This is a genomic window from Streptomyces phyllanthi (genome assembly GCF_009377205.1).
Lineage (GTDB): Bacteria > Actinomycetota > Actinomycetes > Streptomycetales > Streptomycetaceae > Streptomyces > Streptomyces phyllanthi.
Genome location: NZ_VJZE01000299.1, coordinates 1 through 11,397 on the forward strand (window position 1 = coordinate 1; position 11,397 = coordinate 11,397).

General features: G+C 72.4%; 8 protein-coding genes and 1 pseudogene. 1 reads left to right on the forward strand and 8 read right to left on the reverse strand.

What is annotated here, in order from left to right:
* Nucleotides 1-4: 4 nt before the first annotated feature.
* The 3 genes and pseudogenes from FNH04_RS31135 to FNH04_RS31145 all read right to left on the reverse strand — a co-directional run bounded on the left by FNH04_RS31135 (nt 5) and on the right by FNH04_RS31145 (nt 2,273).
* Nucleotides 5-751: a class I SAM-dependent methyltransferase gene (locus FNH04_RS31135; RefSeq protein ID WP_322724351.1), complete on the reverse strand. Its 747-nt coding sequence runs from the start codon at nt 749-751 to the stop codon at nt 5-7.
* Nucleotides 752-754: 3 nt separating this feature from the next.
* Nucleotides 755-1,060, reverse strand: coding sequence for a 4a-hydroxytetrahydrobiopterin dehydratase (locus FNH04_RS31140; protein ID WP_152789119.1), 306 nt, complete (start codon nt 1,058-1,060; stop codon nt 755-757).
* 98 nt (nt 1,061-1,158) lie between these two features.
* A pseudogene (locus FNH04_RS31145) lies at nt 1,159-2,273 on the reverse strand (ADP-ribosylglycohydrolase family protein).
* 354 nt (nt 2,274-2,627) lie between these two features.
* Here FNH04_RS31145 and FNH04_RS31150 point away from each other — a divergent pair.
* A complete protein-coding gene (locus tag FNH04_RS31150; RefSeq protein ID WP_322724353.1) occupies nt 2,628-3,491 on the forward strand; it encodes a helix-turn-helix domain-containing protein in 864 nt (287 codons plus the stop codon).
* A gap of 115 nt (nt 3,492-3,606) precedes the next feature.
* Here FNH04_RS31150 and dnaK read toward each other — a convergent pair whose 3' ends face one another.
* The 5 genes from dnaK to FNH04_RS31175 all read right to left on the reverse strand — a co-directional run bounded on the left by dnaK (nt 3,607) and on the right by FNH04_RS31175 (nt 11,386).
* Nucleotides 3,607-5,475: a molecular chaperone DnaK gene (dnaK, locus tag FNH04_RS31155; RefSeq protein WP_152789120.1), complete on the reverse strand. Its 1,869-nt coding sequence runs from the start codon at nt 5,473-5,475 to the stop codon at nt 3,607-3,609.
* 224 nt (nt 5,476-5,699) lie between these two features.
* A complete protein-coding gene (locus FNH04_RS31160) occupies nt 5,700-6,125 on the reverse strand; it encodes an OsmC family protein (RefSeq protein WP_322724355.1) in 426 nt (141 codons plus the stop codon).
* Between the two features lie 86 nt (nt 6,126-6,211).
* Complete coding sequence (locus tag FNH04_RS31165) at nt 6,212-8,053, reverse strand: vWA domain-containing protein (protein ID WP_322724356.1); 1,842 nt, start codon at nt 8,051-8,053, stop codon at nt 6,212-6,214.
* Nucleotides 8,050-9,111, reverse strand: a complete 1,062-nt coding sequence (locus tag FNH04_RS31170; RefSeq protein WP_322724357.1) for an ATP-binding protein — start codon at nt 9,109-9,111, stop codon at nt 8,050-8,052. Before FNH04_RS31170 ends, FNH04_RS31165 begins: the two co-directional genes overlap by 4 nt.
* Before the next feature lie 190 nt (nt 9,112-9,301).
* A complete protein-coding gene (locus tag FNH04_RS31175) occupies nt 9,302-11,386 on the reverse strand; it encodes an alkaline phosphatase family protein (RefSeq protein ID WP_322724358.1) in 2,085 nt (694 codons plus the stop codon).
* Between the last annotated feature and the right edge of the window lie 11 nt (nt 11,387-11,397).

Here is an 11,397-nt window from a genome sequence, read left to right on the forward strand (position 1 = left end):
GGGCTCACCCGGCGGGCCTGCGGAAGGCCCGCAGGGAGAACTCCGGGTCCGGGCGGGGCCGGTCCTGGTCGGGCAGCGCCGCGAGCCGCACGGCGAAGCCGTCGGCGAGCGGATCGCCGGGCGGCAGGGTGACGAACCATCCGCGCCGCAGGTCGGTGAGGGCGCGCCGGGGGCTGCGGCCCTGCCCCCGGCCCGGAAAGCTCGCCCGCCCGGCCGGGAGCAGGCCGTGCCCGGCGGCGTACTCCTCCACGTCCCCCGCGGCGTCCAGGGCCTTGCGGCGCGGGCGCGAGGCGAGCACGGCGTCGATGTCGCTGCCCACGTTGTGGGAGGCGGCCTTGTCGACGGTGGTGACGTACACCCCGCCGGGGCGCAGCACACGGGCGCACTCGCCGATGACGGCCCGGGCGTCCTCCGGGCGCTCCACGAGATGCAGCAGCCACACGCTCGTCACGGCGTCGAACGAGCCGTCCGGGAAGGGCAGTCGGCGGCTGTCGCCGAGCACGATCGCGCCCGGCAGCCGGGCCGCGGCGCGGCAGGCCATCGCGTACGTCAGGTCGACGCCGGTCACGCGTGTGCCGGGGCGGGCGGCCGCCAGCCGCCGGGTCACGATGCCGGTGCCGCAGGCGACGTCCAGCAGACGTTGGGCGCCCTCGGGCACGAGGCTCAGCACGGCCTCCGCGGCCGCCTCCGCCCGGGGCTCGCCACCGCGCAGGACGTCGTACCGCTCGGCCTCCTTGTCGTAGTCGAGCACCGCTCAGCCCGCGCCGTGGCCGGGCGCCAGCTCCTCCACCCTGCGGGCGAGCTCGAAGTCGAGTTCGGTGACGGCGCCGCCCACGCTGTGGGTGTTCACGGTGAGGGAGACGGTGTTGTAGCCGAGGGTGAGGTCGGAGTGGTGGTCGAGCTCCTCCTGCACCTGGGCGATGTGCACCACCATCGCGGTCGCCGCGAAGTGCGAGCCGAGCCGGTAGGAGCGGGCGATCCTGTCCCCCTCCAGCGACCAGCCCGGCAGCTCCGCCAGCCGGTCCTCGATCTCCTTCTGCGACAGGGGTTCGAGGGGCATGAGCTCGCTCCTTCCACGACGTCGGACTCCCTCTCAGCCTGCCACAGACCGGGCGCCGCGTCCCTGGTCAGCTGGGGGGGGGACGGGGCCCGGCGTACTCAGCCCCGTACGCACTCCGCCGCCAGGTCGTCCGCGAGAACGGTGATCTCCGCACGTCCCTCGATCCGCTCCAGCCACTCCTGGGGGAGCCCGTGGTCGCCGTGCCGGGCGCCGAGGAGGTTGCCGCAGATCGAGCCGGTGGAGTCGCTGTCGCCGGAGTGGTTGACGGAGAGGAGCAGCGCGTCGGCGACCCGGGGGGCGACGAGGGCGCAGTAGACCGCGATGGCCAGGGCCTCCTCGGCGACCCAGCCCGCGCCGAGGGCCTCCACGTTCTCGGCGGTCGGGCTCCCGCCCCCGGCGGCCAGCGCGAGGGCCCGGTGCAGGGCGGCCGAGGTCTCCTCCTGGCCGGGGTGACGCTCGAGCTGCCGCAGGGCCCGCAGGACGGCGCCCTGCGGGCCCTGCGGGCCCTGCGGGCCCTGCGGCAGCTCCGCAGGGCCCGCAGGACGGCGCCCTCGAGGGAGTCGCCCGAGACGAGATGCGCGATCATGGAGGCGAACGCCCCGGCCGCGTAGTAGCCGGTCGGGTGCCCGTGCGTCATCTGGGCACACCGCGTGGCCTGGTCGAACGGGCCGCCGGCCAGGGCGCGGGTGAGTCCGAAGGGCGCCGAGCGCATGACCGCGCCGCATCCCTTGGAGTCGGGGTTGACCGGGCCGGGCGGCCCCAGTTCGGTCCACGGGTCGGGCACGTGGGTCCGGGCGAGCCCGGACAGGCAGGCGTCGCCGGGCACCCGGCGCGCGTACAGCCAGGACTGCGCCGCGAGCCCGCCCTGCACACCCGGCGCGGGCGCCGTCCCACGCTGGGTGTCCAGCCACCTCCCGTACGCGTCCCGCACCAGCTTGGCCCATCCGCCGCTGATGCCCTTGTCCCGCTCGCGGGCATGTGCCTGCCGGAGCCCCTCGGCGGTGAAGAGGGTCATCTGGGTGTCGTCGCTGATCCGCCCGACGACCCCTTCCTTGTCGGGTACGAGGCCGGTCACCCCGCGCTCACCGTGGGTCGTGCGGATCGCCGCGAGTGAGAAGAACTCGATCGGGTACCCGAGGGCGTCCCCGATCGCCCCGCCCAGCAGACATCCGCGCACGCGCGCCCGGTAGACGGCGGTCGCCTCCCAGGTCAGGGGCCATGGGTTCTCGTGGTTCGACGGTTCGTTCACGCGCCACTCCTCGACTGCGGTCCTGGGAGGGCCATTGTCGCGTCCGGCGCGTCCGCCCCCGCCGCAGCCCTCCCCGTGCAGGCGTCGAGCCCCTCATCACAGGGGTCTCGGGTCTATCCCCGCACCGTTACCACCAAGTACCCTCGGCTGCGCGCGAATTGAGCTAACGTCAGCGTGCTCGTCCAGGAGCACTCGCAGAGCACTCGCCAGAGAGCTCGTCCGAGAGCTCACAGCTCATCACGATCCGTCCGACCCCATGAGTGTTTCCGGGAACCATGACACACTGTTCCAGTACTTCGGCACGTGGGGAGGCGTGGCGTGAGTGAGCGGCGGCCCGCGCCCACCGTGGGGCAAGTGGTGCTCGGGCGGCGGTTGCAGGAGTTGCGGGAGACCGCCGGGCTGAGACGTGACGAGGCGGCGCAGGTACTCCGGGTGGCCCCGGCGACGGTCCGGCGCATGGAGATGGCCGAGGTCGCGCTCAAGATCCCGTACGTGCAGGTGTTGCTGACCACGTACGGCGTGGCGGAGAAGGAGGTCGCCTCCTTCGTCGCCCTCGCCGAGGACGCCAACCAGCCCGGCTGGTGGCAGCGGTACCACGACGTACTGCCCGACTGGTTCAGCCTCTACGTCAGCCTTGAGGGCGCGGCCCGGGTGATCCGGCAGTACGAACCGCACTACGTGCCCGGCATGCTCCAGACCGAGGAGTACGCGCGTGCCGTTCTGGAGGCCGGGACGGTCGGCCAGGACGGGGCGGACTCGATCGAGCGCCACGTGTCGCTGCGTATGGCCCGGCAGAAGCTCCTGACCCGCGCGAACCCGCCCCATCTGTGGGTGATCATGGACGAGACGGCGCTGCGGCGCCCGGTGAGCATCCGGCCCGAGGTGATGCGCCACCAGATGGAGCGGCTCCTCGACGTCGCGGACAAGGACCACATCACGCTCCAGGTCGCCGAGTTCGAGGCGGGCCCGCACCCCGGAACGTACGCACCCTTCGTTCTCTTCCGCTTCGCGGAGCCCGAGCTGCCGGACATGGTCTACACCGAGTACCTGACCGGCGCCCTGTATCTCGACTCGCGGCAGGAAGTGGCCATGCACCTGGAGGTGCTGGACCACATGGCCGCCCACGCGGCCCCCGCCGACCGCACCAAGGAAGTGCTGCGCGAGTACCGCGACAGGTACTGACCACTCACGATGCCGAGCCCGACCGCACCCCGGGCTCGGCATCGTCTTGTGCACTGCGGCGCCCCATCAGGGGTGCGGGCCGTGTTCGACATGCGGCTCCGGCGCGGCGCGACGCCTACGCGGCCCCACCCTTCGCGTCCCTCTCGTCGTCGACGATCTCCGCGTCCACCACGCCCTCTTCCTCACGTGTGCCCTGTTCACCGGCCGGACCGCCGGAGGCGGTGGACGGCTGCTGGGCCTGGGCGTACATGGCCTGTCCCATCTTCTGGCTGACCGACGCGAGCTTCTCCACCCCGGTGCGGAGCGCGGCCGTGTCCGCCGGCTCCTCCAGCAGCCGCTTCAGTTCGGCCACCGCGGACTCCACCTCGGACCTGGTGTCGGCGGGCACCCGTTCGTCGTTCTCGTGCAGGAACTTCTCGGTCTGGTACACGAGTTGTTCCGCCTGGTTGCGGGTCTCCGCGGCCTCACGGCGCTTGCGGTCCTCCTCCGCGTACTGCTCGGCCTCCCGCATCATCCGGTCGATGTCGTCCTTGGGGAGGGCCGATCCGCCGGTGACCGTCATCTTCTGCTCGCGTCCGGTGGCGAGGTCCTTCGCCGAGACGTGCATGATCCCGTTGGCGTCGATGTCGAACGCCACCTCGATCTGCGGTACCCCGCGCGGCGAGGGCGGCAGCCCGGTCAGGTCGAAGACGCCCAGCTTCTTGTTGTACGCGGCGATCTCGCGCTCGCCCTGATAGACCTGGATGCCGACCGAGGGCTGGTTGTCCGCCGCCGTCGTGAAGATCTCCGAACGGCGCGTGGGGATCGTGGTGTTGCGTTCGATGAGTTTGGTCATGATGCCGCCCTTGGTCTCGATGCCGAGGGACAGCGGGGTGACGTCGAGGAGGAGGACGTCCTTGACGTCGCCGCGGATGACGCCCGCCTGGAGGGTCGCGCCGACGGCCACGACCTCGTCGGGGTTGACGCCCTTGTGCGGGTCCTTGCCGGTGAGTTCCTTCACGAGGTCGGTGACGGCGGGCATCCGGGTCGAGCCGCCGACGAGGATCACGTGGTCGATGTCGGCGAGCTTGATGCCCGCGTCCTTGACCGCCTGATGGAAGGGGGTGCGGCAGCGGTCGAGCAGATCGGCGGTGAGCTCCTGGAACTGGGCGCGGGTCAGCTTCTCGTCCAGGTGGAGGGGGCCCTCGGCGGAAGCGGTGACATAGGGGAGGTTGACGGTCGTCTCGGTTGAGCTGGACAGCTCGATCTTGGCCTTCTCGGCGCCCTCGCGCAGCCGCTGGACGGCCATCTTGTCGTTGCCGAGGTCGACGCCGTACGCGCCCTTGAACCGTTTGACCAGGTACTCGACGATCCGCTGGTCCCAGTCGTCGCCGCCGAGGTGGGTGTCGCCGTTCGTGGCCTTGACCTCGATGACGCCGTCACCGATCTCCAGCAGCGAGACGTCGAAGGTGCCGCCGCCGAGGTCGAAGACGAGGACGGTCTGCTCCTCGCCGCGGTCGAGCCCGTACGCGAGGGCGGCGGCCGTCGGCTCGTTGATGATGCGCAGCACCTTGAGCCCGGCGACCTCCCCGGCCTCCTTGGTGGCCTGGCGCTGGGCGTCGTCGAAGTAGGCGGGCACGGTGATCACCGCGTCCGTGACGTCCTCGCCGAGATAGGACTCCGCGTCCCGCTTCAGCTTCTGCAGGACGCGCGCGGACAGCTCCTGGGCCCGGTAGCGGGTGCCGTCGATGTCTCCCTGATCGGGGAAGCGCCAGTGGGCGTCGCCCATGTGGCGTTTGACGGAGCGGGCGGTGCGCTCCACGTTCGTCACTGCCTGCCGCTTGGCGACCTCGCCGACGAGGACCTCGCCGTTCTTGGCGAAGGCGACGACGGACGGGGTGGTCCGGGCGCCCTCCGCGTTGGCGACGACGGTCGGTTCGCCTCCCTCCAGGACGGCCACCACCGAGTTCGTCGTACCGAGATCGATTCCGACCGCACGTGCCATCGTGATCCCCTTCCGCCGATTCCTCCCCCAAGCTCTCGGCTCCGCTCGAGCAGGGGGACCCCCATGGGCTTCCGCCAGACTTCCTGCCTTCCAGCACAAAACTTGAGTGCCTTCTTGTCAAGGGTGCCTCATCCCGTGGAAGGCGCGGCCCCGGACCGCGTACGGCCCCGGACACAGCGGTGCCGCGGCCCGTGCGGACCGCGGCACCGGGAGACGTGCGGACGTCAGGCGAGCTTGGCGGAGAGCGTGATGCTCGTTCCGGTCAGGGCCTGGCTGACGGGGCAGTTCTTCTTGGCGTTCTCCGCGGCCGCGACGAACGTGTCCTCGTCGACGCCCGGGACGGTGCCCTCGACGGTCAGGTGGATCCCGGTGATGCCCTCACCCGGCTGGAACGTCACGTCGGCGGAGGTGACGAGCTTGGTGGGCGGGGTGCCCGCACCGGCGAGCCCGTGGGACAGGGCCATGGAGAAGCAGCTGGAGTGGGCGGCGGCGATCAGCTCCTCGGGGCTGGTCTTGCCGTTCGCCTGCTCGGCGCGCGACGGCCACGACACCGGCTGCTGGCCGATGCCGGAGGAGTCGAAGGTCACGACGCCGTTGCCCTCGAGCAGGTTGCCTTCCCAGACGGTGTGTGCGGATCGCGTGGTAGCCACGGTTGTTCCTTTCGCATGAGGTCCCGATACCGGGTTCCGTGTCCCCCATCCGATCACATGGAAAGCGCGTTCAGGTGCAGGACCGGTCACCGCACCCGGAACACCGGCCCCCGCGCGGTGAACGGCAGGCGCGCGCCCTGCGGGATCAGGTACGCGTGCTCGCGGCGCACCCTCAGGGCGTCGCACCAGCCGTCCGTGATGACGAGGACCGGCGCGCTCGGCGGGAAGTCGCCCGCGCGGTGCAGCAGGTCGATGCCGGGCTGCAGGACCGTGCCGCCGCGGCCGTGCACCCGCACCCTCCCGGCGATCTCCGTGACCGGCAGATAGCCCGCGTCGTGCGGGGCCGTGTCGCAGAACACGACCCGCGCGGCCGGTACGTCGCGGGCCTCGGCGTACGAGGCGATCGCGCCGAGCGCCTTGCCGAGCAGGACGCGGTCCATGGAGCCGGAGGTGTCGAGGACGACGCCGAAGGTGCAGCGGGCGATCTCCTCGGGCGGGAACCAGCGGCCCGCGCGCGGGATGTCGGGCGTGGACGACTGGCGGCGCGAGGGGCGCGCGTACGACCGTACGGGCACCGGGCGGGGCACGAACTCGTCGAACCAGCGGGCGAGTCGGGCGTCCCAGGGCAGGGGCGGGTGGATCAGGGCGCGGATCTCCTCGACCAGCCCGCCGGGCAGGTGGCCACGCTCCTGCCGATGGTGCAGGTCGAAGCCCTGGGCGAGGCCCCGGCGGTAGAACTCGTCCAGGTCGACGTAGTCGCGCGGGCTGCCGAGCGGGCCGCCCAGGATGTCGCCCGCGCCCTTGCCGCGCAGGGTCGACAGACGGCGCATCCGGCGCAGGTCGCCGGTGATCCGGTCGTACACCTCCTCGGCCGACAGGCCCGCCAGCTCCGGGTCGTGGAGCAGACCCTCGGGCATCGTGCCGACCTGCATCTCGCGCAGCCAGCCGTTGATCACGTAGTCGGCGGCAATGTTGAACAGGTACGGGTCGCGGGTGCCGCAGCGGTCGCCGTGGCGCAGGGCGGCGTGCAGCATCTCGTGGGCGAGGATGAACCGCCACTCCTCGTCGTCGAACCGGCGGAGGGGGTTGATGTAGATCTCGCCCGCCTCCACGTTGACGGCGGCGATCTGGATGCCGTGCGCGCGGGCCAGTTCGGCGTCGGCGACGAGCGTGATGCCGGCCGCGATGCCGCCCAGCAGCGGGTACGACGAGATGAACCACTCCAGTGCCTGCTCCCAGGGCTGCTTCCGCGTCGGTTCGCCGTGCATCGAGTCGCGGCGGCCGCCCGCCACGTCCATCGCCGTGGACATCCGGCGGGTGAGCGTGTGCGCGAAGGCCAGCTGCCAGTCCGGGGGCTTGGTCCAGCCGTCCCAGGGCACGAGGAGCTGGTCGGGCTCCCCGCCAGCCGTACCGCAGCGCTCGTACACGGCCGGGATGCCGCCCTGCCGCCAGCGGGCGGCGAGCTGCTCCTCGTCGCCGTCGGGGTAGGACGGCGGCAGGTCGACCGGGGTGAGTCCGACCGGGAAGGTGAGCAGGAAGCGGTTGACGACGGCACAGCGGGCGGCGAGGTCGAAACGGTCGGGCTGTTCGCGCTTGCCGGTCGCGGCGGGGACATGGCCGAAGCCGAGGTGGACCAGAGCGTGTGCGATGGCCCAGGCCCACTCGGCGGACTCGGCGCGGCGCGTGGGATGCGCGTGCACAATGCCGTTGGAGTCGACGCGGACGAGGCCGTCACCGGGTGACCTGCCGCATGTCTCCTTGCCCCAGCCCGTCTTCGGGTCGCAGGACGTCTCCGTGCTCCGGCACATCTTCGCGTCGAGCTCGGAGATCGCCAGGCCGGCCCGCGCGAGCCACACCCCCTTTTGGAACGCCTCCGTGGCGGGGTCCGGCTTGGCCGGCTCGTCGGCCTTCTTGCGGGAACGGCTCACTTGCGCGCCTCCACGAGCCGCGGCATGTCCCGGGCCGCCTCCACCAGGAACCACGCGGGCAGCACGGGGTTGCCGTCGGCGTCGGAGGCGATGACGGTCTGGGCGACCTCGACGGAGATCTCGGCGAGCCGCACGAGCAGGGACTTGGCGCGGTACGCGGTCTGCCGGCCGTTCGCCGACATGTGCTGCTTGCTGGCCGGCAGCTCCTTGATCAGCCGGCCGCGGAAGGAGTCGGCGAGGTAGTAGAGCAGGTCGCGGTCCTCGATGCGGTGCGGCCAGCCCGCCTCGCCCTTGAGGATGGCCTCGATGCCGAACCGGCTGCGCACGATCTTGACGTAGCCGCAGAAGGCGACCGCGTGGGCGGGCGTCAGCGTGCCGTGGGCGAGGACCTTGAGGGTCTCCTCGTCGAGCTCCCGGCCGAAGGAGTGCAGCGCGTCGGAGAGCATGTGCCAGGAGCGGGGCGTGGAGAACGGCTCCTCGGTCTTCGGCGGCTTCGACCACAGGTGGTCGGGCCGGTCGGTGAGGTGGTCGAGGATCCAGGGGTGGATGCCGCCCGCCTCCGCCCAGGTGAGCCAGTCCTTCGCGGACGCCTCCAGGTGGACGTGCGCGAGGCGGTTGACCAGCGCGGAGGCGATGGGGCGGGCGAGGGCGTTGTCGGTGGCGCGGTTGCCGGCGCCGATCACGATCGAGCCCTTGGGGAGCTCGTAGTTCCCGATGCGGCGGTCCAGGATGAGGGAGTAGAAGGCCTTCTGCACGTCCGGCGTCGCCGCGTTCAGCTCGTCCAGGAACAGGCAGTACGGCTCGTCGCGGGCGATCGCCTCCGGCGGGCAGAAGACGGAGCGTCCGTCGCGGATCTGGGGCACGCCGATGAGGTCCTCGGGAGCGAGCTGGGTGCCCAGCAGGCTCACGCACTCCAGGCCCAGCGACTCGGCGAACTCCCGCACGAGGGAGGACTTCCCGATTCCGGGGGCGCCCCAGATGAAGACCGGCCGCACGGTGGCGAGATTGAGCAGCAGTTCCGGGATGCGGGTGGGCGTGACGGTGACGGCTGCCTGCACGCAGCGGCTCCTGAGGGGTGTTCGAAGGGGACGCGCAGGTGCGCGGTGTCCGATGCGAACAGTGTGTGCGGTCCGTGCCCCGGGGTGCAGCCCATTTTCCGTACGGTCCCGCGGGCGTCTTCCGTACGGTCCCGCGGGTGTCGCACCACCGGAGGCGCCCGGTTCCCGGGTGCTGGGGGTTCCCGGGTGCTCAGGCGGCCCGCCGGTCTCCGCGGCGGGCCGGCAGCGGTATCTGGGGGCCGCTGCCCTCGCGCAGCCAGCGCCGCAGTACGCGGTGGACGTGCTCGGCGCCGACGAGTTCCCCGTCGTCCGCGACCGGCGCGGAGAAGGCGACCGGCGACAGCAGGAACGCGCGGCCCTGGGCTCCGCCGAGGCCGCCGTGCGAGCCGATCTGCTCCTCGAACGCCAGGACCTCGCCGTCGGCCGGGTCGTACCAGGAGTTGACCATGATGTCGGCGGCGTGCGGGAAGCCGTGGGTGCGCCGTACGGCTTCGGCGGCGCCGGGGCCGAAGTCGGCGAGCGGGCCGGGGTGGTCGTCGTCGAGGTCGGCTACGGGGACCTGCGCGCCGTGCGCGCCGAGGACGACCCCGTCGTGTTCCTCGCTGCGGACCAGGACGAAGCCGACACCGGGATGGTTGGCGAGCGTGGACAGCAGGGCGGGGTACCGCCGGTCGATCTCCTCCTTGGTCATCCGGTGCGGCACGTCGGGGAACGACACGAGCCCGAGGTTGCCGGAGGCCAGCACGACCGGCTCGGAGTCGCGCGACGGCCGGTGCTGCTCACCGCCCTCCTCGACCGCCATGCGCAGCGCGGCCCGTACGGCGGCGCGTGCCTCGGCCCCGCTGTGGGTGCGCTCCGCCCGGCGCGGTACGGGCAGTCCGCAGCCGGCGCGGACCAGGCTGGCGAGGGTGAGGCCGTAGCGGGCGAGGAAGGTCTCGCCGGGGCTCTGCCCGTGGTCGGACAGGACGACGACGCGGTACGCGCGCGGGGCGTGCTCGGCGACCTTCGTGATGAGGGCGAGGGAGCGGTCGAGCCGTTCGAGCACCTTCTCGGCGTCCCGGCCGGCCGGTCCGGAGTGGTGGGCGACCTCGTCGTACGCCACCAGGTCCGCGTAGATCGCGGCGCGCCCGGCGAGCATGTCGCCGATCACCGCGGCGACGACGACATCGCGTTCGACGACGGTCGCGAAGGCGCGGATGAAGGGGTAGAGGCCGCCGCGCTTGACGCGGGGGCGCTGCTGCCGCATCCGGGCCCGGACGGACTGCCCGATCTCGCGGAAGACGTCGGCGACGAAGGACATGGCGGTGCGGACGGCGTTGGCGGGGTCCGAGAAGTAGGCGAAGTACCCGGCGCGTGACCGGTTCTCCTTGCCGCGCCTCGCCGCGACGGAGAGGACCAGGGCGAGCTGGTCGGCGCCGCCGCTGAAGAGGTTGCCGCGGCTGGCGCCGTCGAGGGTGAGGAGGCCGCCGTCGCCGGTGCGCTCGACGGCACGGCGCTGGAGCTCGGCCGCGCTGGACGGCCGGTTGCAGACCATGACCTCCCGGCTGTCCTTCTCGTACCAGCGGAAGGCCGGGATGTCGTGGTTGGTGCCGTGCAGGATGCCGAGCTGGCTGGCGCCGGTCTGGCTGGACCAGTCGGTGCGCCACGGGGTGAGGCGGTGCGTGGCGGGCCCGGCGGGTCCCCGGCCCAGCCACTGGGCCACGCCGGGCATGAGGCCCTTGTCCACGGCGGCCTCCAGCACGTCGTGGCCGACGCCGTCGAGCTGGACGAAGACGGTGCCGGGCGCGGTCGGGTCCGGGTGGCCGTCGGTGCGCCGGCGGCGCCGGTCGGCGAGGCGGTAGAGCCGGCGCCGGTACGCGTCGTCGTCCCGTACGGCGAGGGCGCCGCCGGTGGCGGAGGCGACGGCGGACATGACGGCGGCCACGACGACGGCGGTCTCCGGGGCCACCTCGCCCCGCCCGGACGGGTTGAGGTCCAGGGCGACGAGGAGCAGCGACCCGTTCAGGAAGAAGACGAGCAGCCCGAGGACGAGGGCGGGCACGAGGAGCAGCAGCCGGACGAGGAGGGGCCACACGAGGGAGGACAGCAGGCCGAAGGCACCGGCGCCGAACGCCGCGGTGACGGCTATCGTCGTGGCGCTGTCACCGCCCTCGGCCTGCAACCGGAAGTCGGGCAGCGCTCCCGCGAGCACGAGCATCGTGACGGTGGACACGGCCCACACGGCGACGCTCCGCCACACCCCGCTCAGTACGCGCCGCCAGCGCCCGTCGCCCACATCCACCCACC